The organism is Sphingomonas mollis (assembly GCF_016427505.1).
Classification (GTDB): Bacteria; Pseudomonadota; Alphaproteobacteria; order Sphingomonadales; family Sphingomonadaceae; genus Sphingomonas; species Sphingomonas mollis.
In genome coordinates, this window is sequence record NZ_JAELXS010000009.1 from 47,960 (window position 1) to 71,914 (window position 23,955).

A 23,955-nucleotide genomic window follows, 5' to 3' on the forward strand; every position below is an offset into this window, starting at 1 on the left:
TTCCATCACATCGAGCCGCATTGTGGCAGCAAAGGGTAAGCGGGCGCTTAACGGACGCGCCATCGATCAGCGGTCGATCAGGCGGCGCTCGATCAGGCGGCGACGGCCAGCGTGCCGGGGACCAGTGCGGCCAGATCGAGCACCAGCATCGGTTCGTCGTCGCGCTCGACGATACCGATCGCACTGGCGCCCCACCGACCTTCCAGCGCAAGGCCGGACGACAACGGCATCGGATCGAACGGAAAGACGTCGTCGAACGCATCGACCAGAAAGGCATAGAAATGCCCGTCGAACTTCGCGATGATCGCGCGGCCCGCCTGCGGTGTGGGAGCAAGACCCAGCGCGACCCGCGTATCGATCACCGTCACCACCCGGCTGCGCAGCGCCGCCAGTCCGCGCACCGCCGCCGATGCCCGCGGCACCGCGACCACCGTGCCGATATCGACCGCCGAATCGACCTGATCGGCGGGCACCGCGATCCAGCGGCCGGCGATCTGCGCGATCAGGAACAGGGCGCTCATGCCGCCACCTCCATGCCGGCCGCGACCGCGGCGATCAGCGCCGCCCGGTCGTATCGATACACGCCCGGCTCGCCCGACAGGCCCGGCTGACGGCGAAGCAGCACCACCGGATGACTGCGGTCGACCCGGTCGGCGTCATCGTCCATCGCCAGCGTCACGGCGATCCGGTCGCCCTCGGCCAATCGCGTCGCACAGCGGTAACCGGATGCCTCCAGCATCGGTCGCAGGAACGTCTCCATCCATCCCGACTCGTCACATTGCAACAGGCAGAGCGGGCCGCTGCCCGGCGCCGCCAGTTCGCCCGCGAACAGCGCATGGGCATCGACCAGTTCGACCTGCTCGCCCGCGACCATCACCACCCCGGCGATGCCCGGCCGCCCCCGTGCCGGCGCCACCGCCAGCGGCAACGTCACGATCTCATGCGCGTCGTCGATCGCATAGCCCAGCTCGCCAAAGCCGTCGGTCAGGCGCAGCAACGTCACCTGTCCCGTCGCCGGCGGCACCGCCATCGCGACCAGCGGGATCACACCGCCCTCCAGCGACAGGTGCAGCCGGCCGCCGGTGCGCCGGATCGCGGAGGCGCACACCGTCTCCACCCGGTCGACCGCCGCCAGCGGCAGGGCCCGGCGCTGGCCATCCAGATCGTCGAATAACAGGGCGACGATGCCCTTCTCCTCGACGATCTCCTCTTCCTCCGACGCGATCGCCAATGGCGCAAAACGCAGGCCCGCCGCGGCGGCCAGTCCGGTGCCGTCCAGCAGCAGCAACGGCAATCCGCTGTCGGGCAGCGTCTGCCCCGCATAGACGCCGGTCGCCATGATCGCCGGCGGTACCGGCTTCACCACCAGTTCCTCGGTATCCAGCACCGCATCGATCCCCAGCGCGTAATCGCCCTCACGCGTGGCGACGATCACCAGCGCGGTCGGTTCGGACGCCTCGATGCCCAATACCCTGCCCAGCGTAATCATCGGCAGCCGACGACCACGCACGGTGGCGACGCTGGCATCGCCTAGCGCATCGATCCGCACCGCCTGCCCGCGCAGCGCCACGATCTCCTCGATCGACTGGCGCGGCAGGGCGAAGCGCTGGTCGCCGACGCCGACGATGATCGTCGGGATGATCGACAGCGTCAGCGGCACCTGCAACTCGATCGTCAGTCCCGCGCCCGGCCGGTTCTTCAGCGCGATGCGACCGCCGATCTGTTCGATATTGGCGCGCACCACATCCATGCCGACGCCGCGCCCGGACAGTTCGGTTACGACGTCGCGGCTCGACAGCCCGGCTTCGAACACCAGCGCAAGCCGTTCCGCCTCGGTCATCGCCGCGGCCTGTTGCTCGGTGCGACGCCCGGCGGCGATCGCCTTCGCGACCAAGCGGTCGACGTCGATGCCGCGACCGTCATCGGTCACTTCCAGCACGATCTGGTTGCCGGTCTGGCGCGCCAGCACCAGCAGCCGCCCGTTCTCGCGCTTGCCGGCACTGCGACGATCGGCCGGCAGTTCGATGCCATGATCGACCGCGTTGCGGATGATATGGACCAGCGGATCGCGCAACAGCTCGATCATCTCGCGGTCGAGTTCGACGTCGGCGCCCTCGATATCCAGCGTCACCGCCTTGCCCAGCGGCGCGGCGGCGTCGCGCACCATGCGCGGGATGGCAGAGAACAGCGTCTCGATCCGCTGCATCCGGGTGCGGGTGATCGTGTCGCGCATCTCGCCCACGGTCAGCGACAGGCGTTCCAGCGCGCCCTCGACGCGGGGATCGATCGGCTGGTCGCGCAGGCGGCGGGCGAGTTCGTTGCGCGCCAGCACCATGTCCGACATGCCGGCCATCATCTGGTCCAGCAGATCGACGGCCAGCCGCACGCTGCGATTGGCAGTCCGCGTCTGCGGGCCGACGGCGGCCGGCGCCACCGGGGCGGCATCCTCGGCCAGCGCGGCGATCAATAGGTCTTCGGTCGTATCGTCCAGCGGCACGCCCGCCGCGATCGCCTCGGTCAGCTCGCCGATCCGGTCGACGATGGCCAGCACGGCATTGACCAGCGCGGTATCCGGCAACCGCGTACCGTCACGCACGGCGGACAGCACATCCTCGGCCGCATGCGCCAGTCGACCCAGCCGCGGCAGATCGAGAAAACCGCAGCTTCCCTTCACCGTATGGACGAAGCGGAAGATCGCATCGAGGCGTGCGCGGTCGGTCGGATTCGACTCCCACAGCACGATCTCGCCCGCGATCGCATCCAGCGTCTCGCGGGTTTCAGCAATGAATTCCTGTAACAGGTCGTCCATGGGCCTCCGGGCTTTCGACGCCCGTCATGCCCGATGCCGGTTAATAGCTCCTTTACCCGCCGGCCTTTTATCCCGCGCCGCCCGTGCTCAGGGCCGCGCCGAAGATCATCACCCCCGGCGCCGGCTCCGACACCTGCATCGTGCCGGCCGCTTCCGTCACCAGCGTATGCACCATGAACGCGGCGGCGAGGCGCGATGTCACGCCGTCCTCCGACGCACCGGTGGTCAGCATCTGCCGGATCTGGGGATCGAGGATGATCCGCAACCCCTCGATCTTCACGACGATCTCCAGATGGTCGCCCTGCTGCTCGGCCCCGATATCCAGCGATCCGCCGCGCACCAGCGCCTCGTTGGCGATCAGCGCGAGGTTCAACAGCGCCTTCACCGCCGCCTTGGGCAGTGAATCCGCCTCGACATACCAGCCCAGCGTCGTCCGCTTGGCATCGGACAACAGCCCCTCGATCGCTGCCTTCGCCTCGCGCGGATCGACCATCTCGCCGAAACTGCCGCCGGCGCCGAACGCCAGTCGAAAGAATTTCAGCTTGTTGGCGGACGTGCGCGCACTGTCGGCGAGCAGTTCCATGCATCGTTGGCGCATCGCCGGATCGGTCTCGTCGGCCAGCAGTTCCAGCCCGTTGTTCAGCGCGCCGACCGGCGACAACAGGTCATGGCAAAGTCGCGAACAGAGCAGGCTGGCAAAATCGACCGGACTGATGGCCATCATAATCCCCTTGAACGTACTGCCATCTGAGGCCTTTCCGCCCGCCCCGCAAGCGGCTGTGACGTGCCCTCACCCCCGGTCCGTCGCCACCACGAGCCGGACCGGCTCGAACCGGCCATGGACGGGGCCGTTCGCCACCGCACGCCAAGCCGTCACCGCCCCGCCGCCGACGATCAGCCACAGGCCGCCATCCGCCGCCGCGTCCCCCGCATCGCGCGCAGACGGCGCCGCGATGCCGGTGGGATGCGAATGGTAACAGCCGATCACCGCCGGCCCGCCGCTCCGCCCCCGCCGATACGCCGCGATCAGCGCCGCCGGATCGATCTCGAACCGCCGCGCCGGGTCGCCCGCGACGTTGCGGCACGCCTCCACCGCAACGATCGCGCCGGCCTCGCCGAACAGCAGGCCGCACACCTCCACCGCCGGATCGGCCGCCGCCGCCGCGACGATCCGTTGCAGCAGGTCGCTTGATATCGCCACGTCCATCACCATCTGGCTACTCCATGGACCGGGGGGTTTCCATCATCGAAGCGACGATCGCGCCGACCGCGGACGGATGGCGGCTGGACCGTGCGCTGGCGGATGCGGTGCCGACGATGTCGCGCGAGCGGCTGAAAGCGCTGATCGCCGCCGGCGCGGTGTCGCAGGGCGGCACCCCGGCGCGCGACCCCTCCCGCCCCGCCGCCGCCGGCCTGATCTTCGCGGTCGCCGTCCCCGCCCCCACGCCGCTCCACAATGAGGCGCAGGATATCCCGCTCGTCATCGCCTATGAAGACGAGCATCTGATCGTCGTCGACAAGCCCGCCGGCTTGGTCGTGCATCCGGCGGCGGGCAATTTCGACGGCACGCTGGTCAACGCCCTCCTCCATCATTGCGGCGGATCGCTGTCGGGCATCGGCGGCGTCGCGCGGCCAGGGATCGTCCACAGGATCGACAAGGACACCTCCGGGCTCATGGTGGCCGCCAAGACCGATCAGGCGCATGAGGGACTGGCCCGCCAGTTCCACGACCACAGCATCGACCGCCGTTACCGCGCGATCGTCGGCGGCATCCCCCGCCCGGCCGAGGGGACGGTCGACGCCCCGCTCGCGCGCAGCCCGCACAACCGCAAGAAGATCGCGATCGTCGCGAACGGCAAGCGCGCCGTCACGCACTTCACTACGATCCAGCGACTGCGCGAGGCGGCACTGGTCGAATGCCGGCTGGAAACCGGCCGCACCCATCAGGTGCGCGTCCACATGGCATCGATCGGCCATTCGCTCCTTGGCGACCCGGTGTACGGCAAGGCGAAGGGTCAGCCGCGACGCTGCCTCGAAACGCTCGGTTTCACACGCCAAGCCTTGCACGCCGCGCATCTGGGGTTCATTCATCCGGTAACATGTGTCGCTTTGGCGCTCGAAAGTCCGATGCCTGCGGATATGCAGGAACTGTTCACCAGTCTTCACGTATAGATATCGGTATGCGCTCGCTGCGATGCGGCAGGCATGCTTCCAAGGAAAGGGATCGATCAATGGCAAAAGGCAGCAACGTCCCGGCGACGATCCCTGCGCTCGGCGGGGAGCAGAGCCTCAACCGCTATCTGTCCGAGATCCGCAAGTTTCCGCTGCTGCAGCCGGAACAGGAATATATGCTCGCCAAGCGTTTTCAGGAACATGGCGATACCGATGCGGCGGCCCAGCTCGTCACCAGCCACCTGCGCCTCGTCGCCAAGATCGCGATGGGCTATCGCGGCTACGGCCTGCCCACGTCGGAGCTGATCTCCGAGGGCAATATCGGCCTGATGCAGGGTGTGAAGAAGTTCGAGCCGGATCGCGGCTTCCGCCTCGCCACCTATGCGATGTGGTGGATTCGCGCCTCGATCCAGGAATACATCCTGCGGTCGTGGAGCCTCGTGAAAATGGGCACCACCGCTGCCCAGAAGAAGCTGTTCTTCAACCTGCGCCGCATGAAGTCCAAGCTGGACGCGTTCGAGGATGGCGACCTGAAGCCGGAACACGTCACCAAGATCGCCACCGATCTGGGCGTCGCGGAGCAGGACGTCGTTTCGATGAACCGCCGCATGGCCATGGGCGGCGACACCTCGCTGAACGTGCCGATGCGGGAGGATGGCGAGGGTCAGTGGCAGGATTGGCTGCAGGACGATGCGCCGTTGCAGGATTCGATCGTCGCCGACCAGCAGGAGGCGGACGTCCGCCACGGCATGCTCGTGTCGGCGATGGACGACTTGAACGATCGCGAGAAGCACATCCTGACCGAGCGCCGCCTGACCGACGATCCCAAGACGCTGGAGGAACTCAGCCAGGTCTATGGCGTCAGTCGCGAGCGTGTCCGCCAGATCGAGGTGCGGGCGTTCGAGAAGCTGCAAAAGGGCATGATGCGCATCGCCGGCGAGAAGCGACTGCTCGCCGCGGCCTGACACGATGCCGCGCACCGTCGTGATCGGCGGCGGCGCGGCCGGCATTGCCGCTACCCGGCATCTCCATGATACCGGGCATGCGGTATTACTCGTCGAGGCCAGCGACCGGCTCGGCGGTCGCGCGAGCAGCGCGGCGCTTTCCCCCGCATCAGGGATCATCGATCTTGGTTGCGGATGGCTCCATTCGGCGAGCCGGAACGTATGGACACACGTCGCCGAACGGCGGGGCATCGCAATTGATCGCACCACCGCCAATTGGGGCACGCAATGGCGCGATCTGGGCTACCCGCCCGTCAATCAGCAAGCTTTCGCGAAGGCCCGACGCGATTGGGACGATGCCGCCCATGCGGCGCTGGACGGACCTGATCGCCCGCTCTCCGATTTCATCGCTGCCGACGATCCCGCCCGCCCGATGATCGACGCGATCTCCGGCTTCGCCAACGGCGCCGCCCTTAGCGCGGTTTCGCTGCACGACTGGGCGGCCTATGAAGACGCCGCCACCGACGACAATTGGGCATTACCGGATGGATATGGCACGCTGATCGTCGATCACGCCGCCGGTCTTCCCGTCCGGCTTTCGACCCCGGTGACGCGGATCGACCACTGCCACCGCACGCTTCGCCTCGACACGCCGACCGGCACGATCGAGGCCGATCACGTCATCCTCTGCGTGCCGACGACCGCGCTGACGGGGGAGGCGATCACCTTCGACCCGCCCCTCCCCGCCAAGCACCATGCCGCCGCCTCCCTGCCGCTGGGCATCGCCGACAAGGTATTCCTCGCGGTGGACCGGCCGATCTGGCCCGCCGATGCGCATCTGATCGGCAATCCCCACAGCGCCTGCACCGCCAGCCATCGCCTGTCGCCGTTCGGCCGCCCGATCGTGGAGAGCTTCTTCGGCGGCCCCTGTGCCGATGCGCTGGAAGACGATCGCGCCGCCACCGCCTTCGCCATCGACGAACTGGTCGCCCTGCTGGGTGGCGACTGGCGGTCCCGCCTGTCGCCGCTCGCCGCTACCCGCTGGCGCCACGAACCGTGGATCGGCGGCAGTTACAGCCATGCCATGATCGGCGCCGCCGGGCAGCGCCGGGTGCTCGCCGAGCCGATCGACCACCGGCTGTTCTTCGCAGGCGAGGCGTGCTCGCCGCACGACTTTTCGACCGCACACGGCGCACACGACACCGGCGTCGCCGCCGCGGCGCAGATTCTGGCGCTTTGCCGCGCGCCTGCGTAACGCCGTCTTCCGTTCGGCCTGGGCGCAGTTGAAGCCTGTCCTGAGCTACGCCGAAGGGGCCACCTCTCCACGAAATGCTTCGACTTCGGCGCTACATGCCGAAGGTTATTCTGAGCGGCTGGCTAGCTAGCAAGCCGAAGAGCTCAGCACGAACGGGTGGAGTTAAACGTTCGATGCGTTAGACGGGCAAGCATGATCGCTCTTCGCTGGCTGTTGAAGGCCACCCTGATCTTCGTCGCGGTGACGATGCTGTGGGTCGGCCTGTACCGGTTCGTCCCGCCCCCCTTCACCTTCACGATGATGGGCGATCTGCTCGGCGGGCGCAGCGTGACCAAGGACTGGATGCCGCTGTCGCAGATCGATCCGGATATGGCCCGCGCCGCCATCGCCGGAGAGGACTCGCGCTTCTGCCAGCATCACGGCTTCGATTTCCGCGCCATCGCCGGCGCGGCGATGCGCAATGCCGAGGGCGGCCGTATCCGTGGCGGCTCGACGATCAGCCAGCAGACCGCGAAGAACGCTTTCCTGTTCCAGGGCGGCGGCTATGTGCGAAAGACGTTCGAGGCGTATTTCACGACGCTGATCGAAATGCTCTGGGGCAAGCGACGGATCATGGAGGTGTACCTGAACATCGCCGAAACCGGCATCGGTACTTATGGTGTCAACGCCGCCGCGCTCCGCTATTTCGGTCACGACGCCACCCGCCTGTCGCCGACCGAGGCCGCCCGGATCGCCGCCGTCCTGCCGCTGCCCAAGAAACGCGCCGCGATCGCCCCTAGCGGCTTCGTGCGGCGGCACGGCAACGTCCTCGCCCGCTATGTCGGCGTGGTGCGTCGTGCGGGGCTGGATACGTGCCTGCGCTGAAGCTGGCGGCGGCGGTGCTGCTCGCCGCCCTCGCTCCCCCTGCTCCGCTCTGGCCGAACGATCGCGACGTACTCGGCGCCCTGAACGCGGTGCGTGCCGACCCCGCCGGCTATGCCGGATGGCTCCGCCGTGCCGCCGAAAGTTATGACGGCATATTTTACCGAGAGCGCGACGGCACCGAACATGCCACGGTCGAAGGCCCGGCTGCCGCCGAAGCCGCCGCCTCGGCGATCGGTGCCATGCCGCCAGTCCCGTTGCTGGCACCCGACCCGATACTCGCCGCCGCCGCCCGCGACCATGGTATGGCGCAAGGCGCGGTCGGCGGTATCGGCCATGCCAGTACGGCCGGCGCCTCGCCGGGCGCCCGCGTTCGGCAACGCGGCGGAGACATCTACGTCGTCGAGGCGATCAGCTACGGGATGCACGGCGCGGAAGATGTCGTGCGTCAGATGATGGTCGATGACGGCGTACCGGGGCGCGGCCATCGCAAACTGCTGACTGCCAGTTTCTATCGCTACGCCGGCATCTGGTGCGGACCCCACGCGACACGCGGATCAATGTGCGTCATCGATCTCGCCGCCACGCCCGGCGGCCACCCCGCGGTGCCGCCGGAACGGTGAGTTGCCGCGTTACTTCTTCTCGCCACCTACCGCATCGCCGACCTTGTCGGCCGCCCCGCCGACGCTCTTGGCCGCCGAGGTAATCGCCGCATCCTTGCGGTTCTCCGCGCCCTGCCGCCCGAACAGATAGAAACCGCCGATCACGACCGCGATCAACAGGACGATCGCGATCAACATCCCGCCGCCGCCGCTGCGACGCTCGATGATCGTGGTGTGCGGCTGTGTTCCGGTATCGGTCACGATGCGTTCGTCGGCCATGATGGACATCCTCCTCTGTTATAAGGAGCGCAACGCTGTCCGATCGAAAGTTGTTCCTGTACCGTAACGGGATCAAAACAGGGGATGTCCTACACGGGGACAAAGGCATATCCCCTTGAGCGTTCCTTCTCACCGTTTGCCAGACCCGCGATTATTCTCGCGCACACATACGCACCCGCCCGCGCAGGCGCGCGGCCGTGAGTGTGACTTTAGCGACTTTCCGATGAAGACGCCGCTGCGCTTCGGGGCGCAACGACATCACGGCCGTTCCCCGGCGCAGGCCGGAATCCAGTTGGGCGAACGATTATAATGATGGATGGACGTTCGTCGTTGCGAGCGCAGCGAAGCAACGACGAAGCGTCGGGATTGTCGAAAGCCGATATTACAATGGCTACGCCGACTGCCCCCGGGCCTCCGCCGGGGAACAGCCCGATTCAACCACTGAAACGACCAATCAGAACGGCAGCTTGAACCCCGGCGGCAGCGAAAGCCCGCTGGTCATCTTCGACATCTCGGTGCCGGACACCGCATCGGCCTTCGCCCGCGCGTCGTTATAGGCGGCGGCCAGCAGGTCTTCCAGCATCTGCTTTTCGGACAATTGCATCAGTGAATCGTCGATCGCGATACCGATGATGCGGCCCTTGGCGGATGCCTTCACCTTGACCAGACCACCGCCGGACACACCCTCGACCTCGATCGTGTCGAGATTGGCCTGCGCCTTTTCCAGCTCGTTCTGGACGTTCTGGGCCATCGCCAGGATTTCGTCGATATTCTTCATGCCAGTCTCCGTTTACCCGGCCAGTCCTCCAGGACCGCATCGGGAAAAGCCTCTCGGGCGGCGCGTACCATGGGCGAGTCCCAGGCGGCCAGCCGCTTCGTCTCCTCGGCCGCCTCCTCCTGCTCTTTCAGCGTCGGCGTACCGGGTACGTCGTCGAAGGTAATGCGCCAGACCTGTTTCGTCATCGCCTTCAGCACCAGCGCCAGATCGGTGACGGTATCCGCCGCCATCGGCCGACTGCCGCTCAGCACCAGTTCGGGCGGCGCATAGCGGACGACACGGGCGCCGTTATGCAGCCGCGCCGCCAGCGCCAGCGATCCGTTATCCTCCAGCCGCCTGACCAGATCCTCGAACCGCTCGGGCAACACCGCCTCGACGGGCGCCGGTGGCGGTGCAGGCGGCGCGGCGATCACCGGGGCAGCGGCGGCGGGTGCATGGCCGTCCGCCAGACGCCGCGCGAGATCGCCCGGATCGGGCAATTGCGAGGCATGGATGACGCGCAGCAACGCCATCTCGGCCGCCTCGATCGGCAGGGCGGCGTGCGCGACCTCGTCATGCCCCTTCAGCACCAGTTGCCACAATCGGTGCAGCACCGGGAACGACAGCCCCGCCGCCCAGTCCGCCCGCGCGGTCCGCTCCTCGACCGGCTGCGACGGATCGGCCGCCGCGCCGACCTTGGCCAATGTGATGCCGTGCACCGTCTCCAGCAGCGACCGCAACACCGACACCGGATCGACGCCATAATCATATTGGCGGCGCAGGCTGACCAGCGCCCCCGCCGCGTCGCCGGCCAGCAGCATCGCGAACAGATCGCGCACCGCCCCGCGGTCGGACAGGCCCAGCATCTGGCGCACCGCCTCCGCCGTCACGCCACCGCCGTCGAGGCCAGCATGGGCGATCCCCTGATCGAGGATCGACAGGCCGTCGCGCGCCGACCCTTCGGCGGCGCGGGCAATCAGCGCCAGTGCCTCCGGCTCGGCGGTCACGCCCTCCTTGCGGCATACCTCCGCGAAATGATCCGCGAGCTTTTCGGCCGGGATGCGGCGCAGGTCGAATCGCTGGCACCGCGACAGGACGGTGATGGGCACCTTGTTCACCTCGGTCGTGGCGAACAGGAATTTCACATGCGCGGGCGGTTCCTCCAGCGTCTTCAACAGCGCGTTGAAGGCGTTTTTCGAGAGCATGTGGACCTCGTCCACGATATAGATCTTGAAGCGCGCGGACACCGCCGAATAGCGCGAGGCATCGATGATCTCGCGGACATCGTCGACGCCGGTATGGCTGGCGGCGTCCATCTCGATCACGTCGATGTGCCGGCCCTCGGCGATCGCCCGGCACGGCTCGCAGACGCCGCAGGGGTCGATCGTCGGGCCGCCCTGACCGTCCGGGCCGACGCAGTTGAGCGCCTTCGCGATCAGGCGGGCGGTCGACGTCTTCCCGACGCCGCGGACGCCGGTCATCAGAAACGCATGGGCCAGCCGGTCGCGCTTGATCGCGTTGCCCAGCGTCGTGACCATCGCATCCTGACCGATCAGTTCGGAAAACGTCTGCGGACGATATTTGCGGGCAAGGACGCGATACGCCTCGGGCGGCGGGGCGGTGGCAGGCTGTGGCGGTTCGCCGAGGTCGAAGGAGTCGGACATTGCCGTCGTCTTAGCCGGTCGGCGGGGCGGTGTGGAGGGGAATAGCGTCGCGGCGAAGCCGCGTCGTCAGACGATACTTTGCACCGCTGGCCGCGCCAGCACGTTTTACACGTGCTTGCGGTGGGAGCCGGGACGACCCGCGGCGAAATCGTTGCGGCTGCTTCCGTCAGGACCTGACCGGGTTGGCGACGACCACGTCCGCCCGACTCCCAGGCGCCCTATGGCGGAGCCGGGCGGATCGATCAAGTCGTCAGCGACGAACGCGGACGGTGCGACACACTTGCACCCGGCGACCGTCGCGCCAGCGGTTGGTGCAGACCCGACGCGTACGGACCCGGTCGCGGCCACGGTAATGGCGTCCGCCGTCATGGCGAACGACGGTGCGTTCATGGACGACGGTGCGCTGCGCGGCCGCCGGGGCGATCGGCGCGAGGCCGGACAGCACGACCAGACCGGCGGCAAAAAGGGTGGTGAGTTTCATGCGATGCTTCCTTCGATATCCCGGAACCGGGCGGAATGCGTGGATGAACCGGACCGTTCCAACCGGCCCGGTCCGGTCGAATCAGCGATAGCCGCGGAAACAGGTGCGGACCGGCCCGTACCGACCGCGCTCCATGTGGCAGACGAGGCGACCTCGTCCACGACCGCGATAACCACCGTTCCAGCGCCCGCGATCGCGACGATAGCCGCCGTTCCACCTCTGACCGCGGTCCCAGCGATCCCCGCGCCAGCCGCGATCATGACCATATCCGCGGTCATACCCACGGCCATAACCGTGACGAGGCTGGGCATCGGCGGACGCGGCGACGAAGGTGCCGCTGGCGAGCAGGCCGGCACCGATCAGGGCGACGATTTTCATGAGCTCTTACTCCGTTACGCACCCCCCGAACTACGGCGGGCAGGGCACGGATATGAGCCGGGCAGGATGGATCGATACTGAACCCCATGTTGTCGGAATGTCAGCTTCGGGGGATCCGCACCGTCAGGCCATCGAGCGCGGATGTCAGGATGATCTGGCAGGCCAGCCGGCTGGTGCGCGTGGCCGCCGGGGCGAGATCGAGCAGATCCTCCTCGTTCTCGCTGGCGGGCGGCAGGCGCGGTGCATCGGCGGGATCGACGATGACGTGGCAGGTGGCGCACGCGAGATCGCCGTTGCAGGTCCCCTCCAGCGGCTGCCCCGCCGCCTGCGCGACGTCGAGCAGGCGAACGCCGTCCGCGCCCTGCGCATCGGTGACGGTGCCGTCGGTCGCGACGAAACGGACCCGGATCACAGGCGCTGTGCCTCCGCGGCCGCGATGATCGCGTCGATCGCGGCGGTGAAGCCGGTTTCGGTCGTGTAGCGCCCCCAGCCCAGCCGGATCGACGATCGCGCCGGCCCCTCACCCAGACCGATCGCCCGCAGGACATGGCTCGACCGGCCGGAGCCGCTGGCACAGGCCGATCCGGCGGAGAAGGCGAGATCGCGACAATCGGACATCAGGCGCGCGACATCGAGCCCGGCGCTACGGATGTTGAGATTGCCGCGATAGCGGGGCGCGTCGGTGCCGTTCAGTTGCCAGTCGGACGGCAGCCGGGCGGACGCGATCCGCCACAGATTGTCGATATGCATTTGATCCGCTTCTGCCTGCGTCGCCATCAGCGAGGCCGCCACCCCGAACCCCGCACAAAGCGACGGACTGAGCGTTCCCGATCGCCCCGGTGCCTCCTGACCACCGCCGTGGAGCAACGGCGCGAGATCGACACCGTCGCGTATCCACAGGGCGCCCACGCCCTTCGGCCCGTAGATTTTATGCGCCGAGATCGCGATCATGTCGCACGTCGGCGGAATGGATACGCGGCCATATCCCTGCACGGCATCGCACAGCATCAGCGCACCGGCAGCGCGGGCCATCGCCGCCAGTTCGGCGATCGGCTGGATCACGCCGATCTCGTTATTGACGAGCATCGCCACGACCAGTCCGACCCTCGGCACGATCGCCGCACGGGCAGTGTCGAGATCGACCAGACCATCCGGACCGACCGGTAATATCATGACCGCCCGCCCGCTCTTCGCCTCCGCCGCGACGGTATCGAGAACGGCGGCGTGTTCCGTCGCCAGGGTGACGATCGGCCCGGTCGTTCCCTTGATCGCCCAGTTGAGCGATTCGGTCGCACCGCTGGTGAAGGCGATGCGACCACCGGGCGGACAGAGTGCCGCAATCTGATCGCGCGCCACCTCCACCGCCGCCCGCGCCGCACGACCGGGACGATGCGGAGAGTGAGGATTGGCGTGCTGATCGCGCAGCCAGGGCAGCATCGCCGCCAATGCCTCGGGCGCGAGAGGGGTCGTCGCCTGATAATCGAGGTAGATCATGCCGCGAACCGCCCGGTCGCACGCGCCATCGCCCGCCACGCGGCGATGAAGGCATCGACGTCGGCGTCCGTCGTCGTGCGGCCGAAGCTGACGCGAATCACTTCGCGGGTGGCCGCCTCCGCCCAACCCATCGCCGACAGCACATGGCTGGGCTTCATGCTGCCACTGGCACAAGCGCTGCCCGCCGATACGGCGAAGCCGGCAAGGTCGAGGCGGATCAGTTGCGCGGTCGCGGCGGTGCCGGACAGGCGGTACGACCCGATCGCCGGATGCCGCCATGCGTGCCGGGCAGCCACCTCGCCGCCCGACCGTGCGATCGCATCGTCGAGCCGGGCGCGCAGCAGCACCATCCGGTCGATGTCCTCGGGCTCGGCCAGCGCGGCGGCATAGCCCAGCACGGCGGGGACGTTCTCGGTGCCGGGGCGATAGCCGCGCTCCTGCCCGCCGGTCGGCATCAACGCGGCAAGATCGCGGACCAGCAGCGCGCCGATACCCGGCGGCCCGCCACGTTTGTGCGCCGACAGAGCGACGAAATCGGCCTGTGCGGCCAAGTCCCGATCGGCGCCCACAGGCATCTGCGCGGCATCGACCAGCAGCCGGCCACCCGCCGCATGAACGATGGCCGCGATCTCGGCGAGCGGTTGCCGCACCCCGGTCTCGCTGTTGCACCATTGCGCGGCGACCAGTGCGGGGGTGGGATCGGCGGTTATCCATTCGCGCAGCGCCGACAGATCGATCGTCCCGTCCGCCGTCACCGGCAACACCGTCGCATGCGGGGCGGCACGCAGCACCGCGTCATGCTCGGTCGCGCCGATCGCGATCCGGGTGGCGGTGCCGCGACACAGCGCGATCGCCAGCGATTCGCTTGCCCCACTGGTCAGCAGCGCCTCGCCCGTCCACCCATAGGCAGCGGCGATCGCACGGCGGGCATCTTCCAGGGCCGCACGCGCGGCGCGACCCTCGGTATGCGGCGAGGATGGATTGGCCCAGTTCGCCAGCCCCGCCGCCATCGCCTCCCGGGCGAGTCGCGTCATCGGCGTGGTGGCGGCATGGTCGAGGTATAGGCGGGTCGAGGCGGTCAGGATCGTTCCATCGATAAAACAGGGCCGATTGCGGAGAAGGGCTTTGCGCCTATATAGCGCCCCACATTCCGCGCTCCACCCGGCGCGCCCCAGATTGGCGAGTTTCCATGCCCGAAGTCATCTTTCCCGGTCCCGAAGGCCGTCTGGAGGGCCGTTTCGCGCCCGCTCCCCGTCCCCGCGCACCCGTCGCGATGATCCTGCATCCGCACCCGTCGGCGGGCGGCACGATGAACAACCGTATCGTGCAGGAACTGTACAAGACGTTCCAGCGGCGCGGTTTCGCCACGCTGCGGTTCAATTTCCGTGGCGTCGGCAAGAGCCAGGGCGTGTTCGACAACGGCATCGGCGAATTGTCCGATGCGGCATCGGCGCTCGACTGGGTGCAGAGCTTTCACCCGGAGGCATCGACGACGTGGATCGCCGGATCGGGCTTCGGCGCGTGGATCGGCATGCAGTTGCTGATGCGCCGTCCGGAAATCCGCGGCTTCATCTCGATCGCGCCGCCGGCGAACATGTTCGACTTCACCTTCCTCGCCCCCTGCCCGTCGTCTGGCATCATCATCCAGGGCGAGAATGACGAGGTGGTCACGCCAGTGTCGGTGCAGAAGCTGGTCGACAAGCTGCGCACCCAGAAGCACATCACCATCCACCACGACACGATCCCGAAGGCGAACCATTTCTTCGAGCATGAAATGCCCGAACTGATGGGATCGGTGGACAAATATCTGGACATGCGGCTCGATCCAAAGTCGCCGATCAAGTGAGGCTGGGCGCAGCGGATCAGCCAAGCTGATCTGCGCTAGGGTGCAAAGCCGGCCGGCGGCGCTCTGCGCCGTTCGACGGCATGGGCTTTGCCCGTGACGGGATTCAAGCAACCGCCTATTCGCCAACGACAGACTCAAGCCACGCGCCGAGCAACGCGAAATATGCCGGCGCGTTCGGTGCTGCCCGGGTCGCGAAACGAGTGTCGATCTGTCGTATGGGTGGAACATCCATCATCATCGCGTGATCGGCATTGTCGATCACGCGGACGGTGACCTGAGGAAACCGGGAAGCGGATGATCGCAGCGAGGCGATCGAACCTGCCACCGGCACCCATGGATCCTTCTGCCCGAAGAGGATGAGCGTCGGTACGCGTGACCGTTCGAGCGCGCGCAGGGGATCGGCGCTGATCTGCCGGCGCCATTCGGGATCGTCGATGTTCCCCCTCAGCCAAATCTGGTCGTACCACGGCGCGGTCTTCGCATCGGCTTCCGCTGCTTCAGCTTCGGCGCGGGAGCGGCGGCCGCGGGCATACTCATCGACGATGGTACGGGCGCGGATTGCCCGGTCGATCACCGATAGTGGCTGACCGCGTATCCGCAGGATGTTCGCGACGGCGAAGTTCATCTGGACGTCGGCGGCGGCCATCGGCGCCGAGGCAGCGATGGCGAAGGCGGCTCGCTGTTCCTTGGCCGCGGCAAGGATCGTCAGCCATCCGCCCTGCGACAATCCCCAGAAGCCGATACGCGCGGGATCGATGCCAGGTTCTCGGGACAGCCGCGCGAAGGCGGCGACGGCATCGTCGGCCAGCAGGTCGAAGTTGCCCGGCTTTGCACCGCCATGGTAGAGCGACCTGATCCGCGCCGATCGTACAGAAAGACGGCCATGCCCAGACGCGGCATGATCTGGATCAGATGGCGATACAGCGGATCGGAACGCAACGGCACGCCGGCGCCATGCAGGGCGATGACGGTCGCGCGCGGCCTCGTGCCGGCGGGGTAGAACAGCGTTCCCGACAGGGTCGCGCCGCCATTCTGAAAACTGATATCGCGACTGGTGACGGCGGTATCCGAAGCAACCGCCCATGGTTCCGGCAGCTGCTCGGGTGATCCTGCCAAAGACGACGAAGAAAACATCAGCGAAACAGCAGCAATCAGAGACAGCGCGCGCATCGAGTTTCCTTCCCTGAACCTGACGGCGTGATTTAATAACCGGCCTGTCACGCAACGCCATTGTCTCGTGGTGCCGCCTGCTACATCGTCCAGATCAGCACGTTACCCAGCAGCACCGCCGCCATCACCAGCATCAACACGCCTTTACGCACGTCCCGTCGCCCGCGAATCAGGGCAATGCCGCCGATGACGCACGCGAAGCATCCCAGCATCGCGATCGCCGGCGCCGCCGATGCGATCGATCCCAGCACGCCGTTCACCGGCTGATCGCCAGCGCATAGGCAGCCAGATCGACATTGCCGCCCGACAGGATCGCCAGCGTCCCCGGTTTCACCGGCACACGCCCCGCCAGCAGCGCCGCCAGCGCCACGGCACCGCCGGGTTCGACCACCAGTCGTAACCGCTCCGCCGCCCACCCCTGCGCGGCGGCGATCTCGTCCTCGCTGACCGCCACGCCGGTCGCGTCGCGGCGGGACAGGACATCGAACGTCAGCGGCGAGACGCGCGTGGTCTGGAGCGAATCGCAGGCGGTGGGAGGTGGATTGGGGCCGACCGGCTCGATCCATGACGCCTCCAGACTGCGGCGCATGTCGTCCCATCCTGTCGGTTCCACGAGCCAGATCGCCGCGTCCCTGAGCGCGAGCGCACTGCCCGCCGCCAGACCGCCACCGCCGCATGGGACGACCACCTGTATCGGCGCCCCCAGCCCCGCCAAGGTCATCTGCTGTGCTGCCTCAAGTGCGGCGGAGCCCTGCCCCTCGATGACCCATGGATCGTCGAAACTGGGCACGAGCGTGCTGCCGCGCGCCTCCGCCAATCGACCGGCGATCAGTTCGCGGCTCTCGGTAGCGCGGTCGTAATCGACGACCTCCGCACCCAGTGCCAAGGTGGCCTCGCGCTTCACGCGCGGTGCGTCGGTGGGCATGACGATCGTTGCGGCGATGCCCAGACGACGGGCTGCCCAGGCCACCCCTTGGGCGTGATTGCCGGATGAGAACGCGACGACGCCACGGCGGCGGGCCGCCTCGTCCAGCGCCGTCAGACGGTGCCAGGCGCCGCGCAGTTTGAACGACCCGATCGGTTGCAGGCATTCGGCCTTGAAGGTAACGGGCACGCCCTTGATTTCCGTCGTGAAAATCGGCGTCGGCGGCAGAATTGTCATCAGCTTGGCCGCTGCGTCGCGGACGCCCGCCATGGTAGGCTGTCGCAAAATCGTCACATGTCGTCCTTTGCTGAAGCTAGCCACTTTACATGGGGGGATCACGACCCTAGATCGCGCTTCCGCTGCCCCATGGGACTTCCAACCGCAAGGCAGCTTTTGTCACCGTATGCCGAAAGGCAATTGGAGGTCCCTTGAATTGCACAAGCACCATAGCGCGCTGGGGCTAGCGAAAGCCCAATCGACCGTCCTCCCCACCGTTGGTGGAGGCATCGACATCGCCAGGCGGAACCCGGTTGATCCGGTAACCCTGATTCGTCCCCACGCCGCGGCGCGGGCCGCCCGATTCTTCGCTGAGAAGTTTCCGGGTCGCTCGATGTATGCGGTGAAGGCGAACCCGTCCCCCGACCTGTTGCAGGTGTTGTGGGATAACGGCATCACGCATTACGACGTTGCCTCGATTGCCGAGGTGCGTCTCGTCGCGCGGACGCTGCCCGATGCCACCCTGTGCTTCATGCACCCGGTAAAGGCCGAGGAAGCGGTCGCCGAAGCGTATTTCACCCATGGCGTGCGGGTGTTCTCGCTCGACAGCATCGAAGAACTCGACAAGGTGATGCGCGCAACGCGCAACGCGTCCGATCTGACGCTGTGCGTCCGGCTGCGCGTGTCGTCCGAATATTCGAAGCTGAGCCTCGCATCGAAATTCGGTGTAGCGCCGGGCGAATCGAAGGAACTGCTGTTCGCGGCCCGTCAGGCGGCGGACGCCTTGGGTATCTGCTTCCACGTTGGCAGCCAGGCGATGACCCCGGATGCCTATGCGCAGGCGATGGAGCGCGTGCGCGCGGCGATCGTGGAGGCGGCCGTAACCGTCGACGTGATCGACGTCGGCGGCGGTTTCCCCTCGTCCTATCCGGGCATGGAGCCACCGCCGCTGGAGCGCTTCTTCGAGACGATCCACCGCGCGTTCGAAAGCCTGCCGATCAGCTATTCGGCGGAATTGTGGGCGGAGCCGGGCCGGGCCCTGTGCGCGGAATACAGCTCGGTCGTGGTGCGCGTGGAGCGTCGCCGCGGCAACGAACTGTACATCAACGACGGTGCGTATGGCGCGCTGTTCGATGCGGCGCATATCGGCTGGCGCTTCCCCGTCACGCTGTTGCGTGAGCCGGAATCGACGGTGCGGGATCATCCGTTCTCCTTCTATGGCCCGACCTGCGACGACATGGACCATATGGCAGGCCCGTTCCTGCTGCCGGCCGATGTGCAGGTGGGCGATTATATCGAGATCGGGATGCTCGGCGCCTATGGCGCGGCGATGCGGACGGCGTTCAACGGCTTCGGTTCGGAAGAGACCGTGATCGTGGACGACGAGCCGATGGTGTCGCTCTATACTGATCTGACCGGCCATGCCGGGGTCGCATCGAACGTCGTCAAGCTGTAACGCACTGCCATCATTACCTGTCACCCCGGCGAAAGCCGGGGTCTTCGCAAGGCGCGCATCGCGACCGCCGGTGAAGACCCCGAATTTCGTCGGGCGACGGCTGTTTACCAGGGAATTGACATGACCGAAGACACCCGCATCGACGCGCAGCGCAAGGCGGAACTGCTTTCGACCACGGTCGAGCATATCGACATCACGAAGTTCGACGCGCGACCGATCGTCGACGCGATGAAAAAGATGTCGTTCACCAGCCGCGATCTTGGCCGCGCGACCGAAATCTATAACCAGATGCTGGCCGACAAGGACTGCACGATCTTCCTCGTCATCGCCGGTTCGACCTCGGCCGGTGGCTGCATGGATCTATACGCCGAATTGTTGCGCAACAACATGATCGACGGCATCGTCGCGACCGGCGCGTCGATCGTCGACATGGATTTCTTCGAGGGCCTTGGCCACAAGCATTATCAGGCGCTGGAAGTGCCAGATGACGATACGCTGCGCTCGCTGCTGATCGATCGCATTTACGACACGTATATCGACGAAGAGCAGTTGCAGGATTGCGACCACACGATCCTCGACATCGCCAATTCGCTGGAGCCGCGCCCCTATTCGAGCCGCGAGTTCATCCGCGCGATGGGCAAGTATCTGGTCGAGAACGGCAAGAAGGAAAACAGCCTCGTCAAGCTCGCCTATGAGCATGATGTGCCGATCTTCTGCCCGGCGTTCGTCGATTCCTCGGCCGGCTTCGGTCTGGTGAAGCATCAGGTCGATCGCGCGAAGGAGGGCAAGCCGTACATGGTGCTCGACGCGATCGCCGATTTCCGCGAGCTGACCGACATCAAGATCAAGGCCGGCACCACGGGCCTGCTGATGATCGGCGGCGGTGTGCCGAAGAACTTCATCCAGGACACCGTCGTCTGCGCCGAAATCCTCGGCCATGACGATGTACAGGTGCATAAGTATGCGGTGCAGATCACCGTCGCCGACGTGCGTGACGGTGCGTGTTCGTCCTCGACGCTGCAGGAAGCGGCATCGTGGGGCAAGGTGAACACGGGCATCGAGCAGATGGTGTTCGCCGAGGCCGGGTCGGTGATGCCGCTGCTGGCATCTGACGCCTATCATCGCGGCCTGTGGAAGGACCGTCCGGTTCGCAAGTGGGGCGCGACCTTCGACTGATCCGTACCGGCATCGCCGGACAAGCGACGGCCCTCGCACCGGATTATCCGATGTGGGGGTCGTTGCCGTTTGGGCGCTATGACGATTGACAGACGAACCTAGAAGTTCCTGACCGAAGATGGGGAACCGGCACGGCACAGGCGCGATGAAAGGCGCATATTGCAACCTCCGGATGGAGCGGCCGATATTGTCTACGTGGTGGCGCCAGTGCGTGGATCGATTGGGCCTATGCCGGCCCACGGATTGCACAGCGTAGCGTACGCGACCAACAACGGGCGCGACCAAGGTTCGCGCTGTTCCTGCTATCCAATCTCGCGCTCCGTTCGCTGACGCAGCGCGCTGCAATGGCAGCGTTCGGTTAGACGGCCACCCGCTCGATCGCTGGCGGATGCCCGAGGAACGCCGCCGGGCTGGCGGTCGCACCATAGGCGCCGGCGAGAAAGATCGCGATCACATCGCCAGGCTCGATGTGCGGCAGGGCTACCCTGTCCCCCAGCCGGTCCAGTGGTGTGCAGAGTGGACCGACCACGTTGACCGTCTCCACCACCGGCTCGCCCATGCGATCCGCGACGGCGAGCGGGTAGTTGCGCCGTACCACCGTGCCGAAATTGCCGGACGCCGCAAGCTGGTGGTTCAGGCCGCCATCGAGGACGATGAAGATTTCGCCACCACTTTCCTTGCGATCCACCACGCGGGCCAGATAGACCCCGGCCTCCGCCACCAGCCAGCGGCCAAGTTCGATCGCGAAGCGACTGCTCGCCAAAACCGTCGGTCGCGTTGCGAGGGCGTCGGCCAGTCGGCTGCCGATCGTCTCGATATCGAGTGGCCGGTCGCCTGAAAAATACGGCACGCCGAACCCACCGCCGAGGTTGACGAGCGGCGGCAACGCGCCGGCTTCGTCCGCCAGCCGCGCTGCCAGCGCGACGGTGGCGGCCTGCGTCTCCGCAACAGCATCGGCGTCCAGTGCCTGACTGCCGGCATAGATGTGGAAGCCGCGCCAGTCGACGCCGGCCGCGATCAATCGGCGGACGAGCGCCGGCACGCGGACCGCATCGATGCCGAAGGGCGACGGGCGGCCGCCCATCTTCATGCCCGATCCGCGCAACTCGATATCCGGGTTCACCCGCACTGCCAGCCGCGGCGTGCGGTCAAGGCGATCGGCGATCGCGATTGCCCGCGTCGCCTCGGCTTCGGATTCCAGGTTCAACGTCACCCCGGCCGCGATGGCGGCTTCCAGTTCGGTGTCCCGCTTGCCCGGCCCGGCGAAGCTGATCGCAGTCGCGGGCTTCACCGTCAGGGCACGATGCAGTTCGCCGGCCGAGGCGATATCCAGTCCATCGACCAGCGGCGCGATGGCAGCAAGCAGGTCGGGGTGCGGATTGGCCTTGATCGCGTAATGGAGATCGACCGCCGGCATCGCTGCCCTGAACCGCGCTATACGCGCCGCGACGATCGCCGCATCATACACGAAGACAGGCGTACCCGCCGCCGCCCAGTCGCCGGCGAGATGACCGGCGATCGTCAAAACGCCATGCTGATCGGCATATTCGGGGGGGATCGGCCCCATCGGTTTGGGGTTCATTCCGGCGCCCCTTGCTCTTGATGACCCTGCCTAACAAGATCACGGATCAAGGCGCGGTCGAGCTTGCCGTTGGCATTGCGCGGCAGGGCAGCGCGCCAGACATAATGGACGGGCTGCATCCAGTAGGGCAATTCCGCCTTCAGCCTGGCGCGCAGTATCGGTTCATGCATGGCATCGCCGGCCAGCATCACCGCGACGATCTGACCCTGCCGTTCGTCGGGTATGCCTAGCGCCACCGCTTCGCGGGCTTCCCCGCCGGACAGGACCGCTTCCTCGATTTCCTGAGGGCTGATCCGGTGGCCGGCGCTCTTTATCATCTCGTCGTAGCGACCGACGAAGCGAAACAGACCGTTCTTGCCCTCGACCACCGTGTCGCCGGACCACACCGCCATGCCGCCCGATCGTGCGAAGGCAGGCGCGGGGCGGAAACGGTGGGCGGTACGTTCGGCATCCTGCCAATATCCTTGCGTGACGAGCGGGCCGGCGTGGACCAGTTCGCCCGGCTCGTCCGGCGCAGCGCGAGTGCCGTCGGGGCGGACGGCCATCACTTCCGCGAAGGGGATCGCGCGGCCGATCGAATCGGGATGTGCATCGACCAGTGAAGGGTCGAGATAGGTCGATCGGAACGCCTCGGTCAGACCGTACATGGGATACAGGTCCGCTTGGGGGAAACGTTCGCGCAAGCGCCGAACCAGTTGTGGTGTCAGCGCGCCACCCGAATTGGTCAGACGGCGAAGCGTCCCGGCGGTTTCAGGAGGCCATTCCGCCTCCAGCAATTGAACCCAGAGCGGCGGGACACCGGCGAGGGTGGTCGCACCGACCCGCGCGACAGCCTTCACCACATCGCGCGCCGTCAGGTAATCGAGTGGCGCCACGGCGGCACCGGCTGCCCAGGTGGAAAACAGCTGGTTCTGGCCGTAATCGAAGCCGAGTGGCAAGACGCCCAGCACACGGTCGTGCGGTTCCAGCTTCAGATAATGCGCGACCGAAATCGCGCCGAGCCACAGATTGGCGTGGCTGAGCATCACCCCCTTGGGCCGTCCCGTCGAGCCGGAGGTGTAGAGGATGGAGACGAGATCGCCGGGGTCGGCATCGGAAGGCGCCAGCCCCGCCCCCGCCAATGGCACCGCGGTGTCCTCCGCGACGGTGCATCCCACCGGTAAGTCGTCCAGCGCCAGCGTCGCGGCGCGCGAGGCTTGGGTGACGAGCAGACGTGCGCCGCTGTCGGCAAGAATATGCGCCACCTGTGCGCGACGGAGTGCCGGATTGAGGGGGACATGGACCAATCGCGCGCGCGCGGCGGCGAGCGGCATGACGCAGGCGATCCGGGTCTTGGGCAACCACGTCGCAACCCGGTCGCCGGGTTCCAGCCCCTCCGCGCGCAGCCAGGCGGCAGCGGCGGCCACAGCCTGCCCCAGTTGCGCGAAGCTCCATTCACCCGCGCGGTCGATCAGCGCCGGGTCTTCCGCCCGGCCGCAGGCGGTCAGCCGGTCGATGGCGTGAGGAACGGGGTCGAGCGCGATCATATCGAACCGCATAGCAGAGCGATTGCCGTTTTCATGCCCGCGCGGTAACGCCCGCCGCGATAATGGCGGGGAAGATGATGACGGGCGACGCAACCAGCGACGATGTGATCGAAACCAATGTACGCGGCGTGCTGGCCGACGTGCTCGGCATCGCGCCCGAACGCGCGGCTACCTTCACCGTCGATACGCCGTTGTTCGGGGCACTGCCCGAACTCGATTCGATGGCGGTCGCCGGTGTGCTGACCGAGCTGGAAGACCGGCTCGGCATCCTGATCGAGGATGATGAAGTGGATGGCGACATGCTCGAAACCTTCGGCGCACTGACCGATTTCGTGCGGAGCAAGGCGCAGGGGCTTTAGGCC

27 protein-coding genes and 1 other RNA gene are annotated in these 23,955 nt (G+C 66.9%); 9 read left to right on the forward strand and 19 right to left on the reverse strand.

Translation table 11 applies throughout. The features are described from left to right. Window positions 1–92: 92 nt before the first annotated feature. The 4 genes from JAO74_RS15265 to JAO74_RS15280 all read right to left on the reverse strand — a co-directional run bounded on the left by JAO74_RS15265 (window position 93) and on the right by JAO74_RS15280 (window position 4,022). Window positions 93–521, reverse strand: coding sequence for a chemotaxis protein CheW (locus JAO74_RS15265; protein ID WP_199040022.1), 429 nt, complete (start codon window positions 519–521; stop codon window positions 93–95). Next, on the reverse strand, window positions 518–2,809 hold the full coding sequence (locus JAO74_RS15270; RefSeq protein ID WP_199040025.1) for a chemotaxis protein CheA: 2,292 nt from the start codon (window positions 2,807–2,809) through the stop codon (window positions 518–520). Before JAO74_RS15270 ends, JAO74_RS15265 begins: the two co-directional genes overlap by 4 nt. A gap of 67 nt (window positions 2,810–2,876) precedes the next feature. Beyond that, complete coding sequence (locus tag JAO74_RS15275) at window positions 2,877–3,530, reverse strand: histidine phosphotransferase family protein (protein ID WP_199040028.1); 654 nt, start codon at window positions 3,528–3,530, stop codon at window positions 2,877–2,879. Window positions 3,531–3,599: 69 nt separating this feature from the next. Continuing rightward, window positions 3,600–4,022 (reverse strand): M67 family metallopeptidase, encoded by a 423-nt coding sequence (locus JAO74_RS15280; RefSeq protein WP_416194317.1) that lies wholly within the window; start codon window positions 4,020–4,022, stop codon window positions 3,600–3,602. Window positions 4,023–4,033: 11 nt separating this feature from the next. Here JAO74_RS15280 and JAO74_RS15285 point away from each other — a divergent pair, with 11 nt between their 5' ends. The 5 genes from JAO74_RS15285 (at window position 4,034) to JAO74_RS15305 (ending at window position 8,664) form a co-directional block, all read left to right on the forward strand. Further along, on the forward strand, window positions 4,034–4,981 hold the full coding sequence (locus tag JAO74_RS15285) for an RluA family pseudouridine synthase (RefSeq protein ID WP_199040031.1): 948 nt from the start codon (window positions 4,034–4,036) through the stop codon (window positions 4,979–4,981). Window positions 4,982–5,040: 59 nt separating this feature from the next. Further along, a complete protein-coding gene (gene rpoH, locus JAO74_RS15290) occupies window positions 5,041–5,946 on the forward strand; it encodes an RNA polymerase sigma factor RpoH (RefSeq protein WP_199040034.1) in 906 nt (301 codons plus the stop codon). A 4-nt stretch (window positions 5,947–5,950) separates the two neighbouring features. Beyond that, a complete protein-coding gene (locus tag JAO74_RS15295; RefSeq protein WP_199040037.1) occupies window positions 5,951–7,180 on the forward strand; it encodes a flavin monoamine oxidase family protein in 1,230 nt (409 codons plus the stop codon). A gap of 192 nt (window positions 7,181–7,372) precedes the next feature. Beyond that, on the forward strand, window positions 7,373–8,044 hold the full coding sequence (gene mtgA, locus JAO74_RS15300; RefSeq protein WP_199040040.1) for a monofunctional biosynthetic peptidoglycan transglycosylase: 672 nt from the start codon (window positions 7,373–7,375) through the stop codon (window positions 8,042–8,044). Further along, window positions 8,032–8,664 (forward strand): CAP domain-containing protein, encoded by a 633-nt coding sequence (locus JAO74_RS15305; RefSeq protein ID WP_199040043.1) that lies wholly within the window; start codon window positions 8,032–8,034, stop codon window positions 8,662–8,664. Before mtgA ends, JAO74_RS15305 begins: the two co-directional genes overlap by 13 nt. Before the next feature lie 9 nt (window positions 8,665–8,673). Here the strand turns inward: JAO74_RS15305 and JAO74_RS15310 are convergent, their stop codons facing one another. The 9 genes from JAO74_RS15310 to JAO74_RS15350 all read right to left on the reverse strand — a co-directional run bounded on the left by JAO74_RS15310 (window position 8,674) and on the right by JAO74_RS15350 (window position 14,730). Then, window positions 8,674–8,922 (reverse strand): hypothetical protein, encoded by a 249-nt coding sequence (locus JAO74_RS15310; RefSeq protein WP_056525538.1) that lies wholly within the window; start codon window positions 8,920–8,922, stop codon window positions 8,674–8,676. A gap of 454 nt (window positions 8,923–9,376) precedes the next feature. Continuing rightward, entirely contained in the window at window positions 9,377–9,700 is a 324-nt protein-coding gene (locus JAO74_RS15315; RefSeq protein ID WP_056525535.1) for a YbaB/EbfC family nucleoid-associated protein, read from the reverse strand. Beyond that, complete coding sequence (locus tag JAO74_RS15320; RefSeq protein ID WP_199040046.1) at window positions 9,697–11,343, reverse strand: DNA polymerase III subunit gamma/tau; 1,647 nt, start codon at window positions 11,341–11,343, stop codon at window positions 9,697–9,699. Before JAO74_RS15320 ends, JAO74_RS15315 begins: the two co-directional genes overlap by 4 nt. 118 nt (window positions 11,344–11,461) lie before the next feature. Beyond that, an RNA gene (gene ffs, locus JAO74_RS15325) (signal recognition particle sRNA small type) lies at window positions 11,462–11,555 on the reverse strand. A 38-nt stretch (window positions 11,556–11,593) separates the two neighbouring features. Further along, a complete protein-coding gene (locus JAO74_RS15330) occupies window positions 11,594–11,824 on the reverse strand; it encodes a hypothetical protein (protein WP_199040049.1) in 231 nt (76 codons plus the stop codon). Window positions 11,825–11,905: 81 nt separating this feature from the next. Beyond that, window positions 11,906–12,202 (reverse strand): hypothetical protein, encoded by a 297-nt coding sequence (locus JAO74_RS15335; protein WP_199040052.1) that lies wholly within the window; start codon window positions 12,200–12,202, stop codon window positions 11,906–11,908. A 100-nt stretch (window positions 12,203–12,302) separates the two neighbouring features. Next, on the reverse strand, window positions 12,303–12,614 hold the full coding sequence (locus JAO74_RS15340; protein ID WP_199040055.1) for a 2Fe-2S iron-sulfur cluster-binding protein: 312 nt from the start codon (window positions 12,612–12,614) through the stop codon (window positions 12,303–12,305). Beyond that, window positions 12,611–13,696, reverse strand: a complete 1,086-nt coding sequence (locus JAO74_RS15345; RefSeq protein WP_199040058.1) for a cysteine desulfurase family protein — start codon at window positions 13,694–13,696, stop codon at window positions 12,611–12,613. Before JAO74_RS15345 ends, JAO74_RS15340 begins: the two co-directional genes overlap by 4 nt. After that, the gene (locus JAO74_RS15350) at window positions 13,693–14,730 is read right to left on the reverse strand and encodes a cysteine desulfurase family protein (RefSeq protein ID WP_199040061.1); all 1,038 of its coding nucleotides are present in this window, start codon (window positions 14,728–14,730) and stop codon (window positions 13,693–13,695) included. Before JAO74_RS15350 ends, JAO74_RS15345 begins: the two co-directional genes overlap by 4 nt. Before the next feature lie 155 nt (window positions 14,731–14,885). Between JAO74_RS15350 and JAO74_RS15355 the strand changes: the two genes are divergently transcribed. Beyond that, complete coding sequence (locus tag JAO74_RS15355) at window positions 14,886–15,542, forward strand: alpha/beta hydrolase (RefSeq protein WP_199040064.1); 657 nt, start codon at window positions 14,886–14,888, stop codon at window positions 15,540–15,542. Window positions 15,543–15,657: 115 nt separating this feature from the next. Here JAO74_RS15355 and JAO74_RS18815 read toward each other — a convergent pair whose 3' ends face one another. From JAO74_RS18815 to JAO74_RS15370, 4 genes are all read right to left on the reverse strand, one after another. After that, window positions 15,658–16,353, reverse strand: coding sequence for an alpha/beta hydrolase family protein (locus JAO74_RS18815; RefSeq protein ID WP_233151082.1), 696 nt, complete (start codon window positions 16,351–16,353; stop codon window positions 15,658–15,660). Continuing rightward, window positions 16,248–16,712, reverse strand: a complete 465-nt coding sequence (locus JAO74_RS18820; protein ID WP_233151092.1) for an alpha/beta hydrolase family protein — start codon at window positions 16,710–16,712, stop codon at window positions 16,248–16,250. The genes JAO74_RS18815 and JAO74_RS18820 overlap by 106 nt, the downstream gene beginning before the upstream one ends. Before the next feature lie 80 nt (window positions 16,713–16,792). Then, entirely contained in the window at window positions 16,793–16,972 is a 180-nt protein-coding gene (locus JAO74_RS15365; protein WP_199040071.1) for a hypothetical protein, read from the reverse strand. Further along, the gene (locus JAO74_RS15370) at window positions 16,969–17,931 is read right to left on the reverse strand and encodes a threonine ammonia-lyase (protein ID WP_332908826.1); all 963 of its coding nucleotides are present in this window, start codon (window positions 17,929–17,931) and stop codon (window positions 16,969–16,971) included. The genes JAO74_RS15365 and JAO74_RS15370 overlap by 4 nt, the downstream gene beginning before the upstream one ends. 139 nt (window positions 17,932–18,070) lie before the next feature. Here JAO74_RS15370 and JAO74_RS15375 point away from each other — a divergent pair, with 139 nt between their 5' ends. Continuing rightward, entirely contained in the window at window positions 18,071–19,309 is a 1,239-nt protein-coding gene (locus JAO74_RS15375; RefSeq protein WP_199040074.1) for a type III PLP-dependent enzyme, read from the forward strand. Window positions 19,310–19,429: 120 nt separating this feature from the next. Then, window positions 19,430–20,485 carry a 1,9-bis(guanidino)-5-aza-nonane synthase gene (locus JAO74_RS15380; RefSeq protein WP_199040077.1) on the forward strand — a complete coding sequence of 352 codons (1,056 nt, stop codon included), beginning with the start codon at window positions 19,430–19,432 and terminating at the stop codon, window positions 20,483–20,485. Window positions 20,486–20,843: 358 nt separating this feature from the next. On the opposite strand, the gene JAO74_RS15385 is transcribed toward JAO74_RS15380, so the two are convergent. Together JAO74_RS15385 and JAO74_RS15390 are read right to left on the reverse strand one after the other, a co-directional pair. Beyond that, on the reverse strand, window positions 20,844–22,067 hold the full coding sequence (locus tag JAO74_RS15385; RefSeq protein WP_199040081.1) for a pyridoxal-dependent decarboxylase, exosortase A system-associated: 1,224 nt from the start codon (window positions 22,065–22,067) through the stop codon (window positions 20,844–20,846). Beyond that, window positions 22,064–23,593 (reverse strand): AMP-binding protein, encoded by a 1,530-nt coding sequence (locus tag JAO74_RS15390; RefSeq protein WP_199040084.1) that lies wholly within the window; start codon window positions 23,591–23,593, stop codon window positions 22,064–22,066. The genes JAO74_RS15385 and JAO74_RS15390 overlap by 4 nt, the downstream gene beginning before the upstream one ends. A gap of 77 nt (window positions 23,594–23,670) precedes the next feature. On the opposite strand from JAO74_RS15390, the gene JAO74_RS15395 reads away from it, so the two are divergent. Continuing rightward, window positions 23,671–23,952 carry an acyl carrier protein gene (locus tag JAO74_RS15395; protein WP_199040309.1) on the forward strand — a complete coding sequence of 94 codons (282 nt, stop codon included), beginning with the start codon at window positions 23,671–23,673 and terminating at the stop codon, window positions 23,950–23,952. Window positions 23,953–23,955 lie beyond the last annotated feature (3 nt).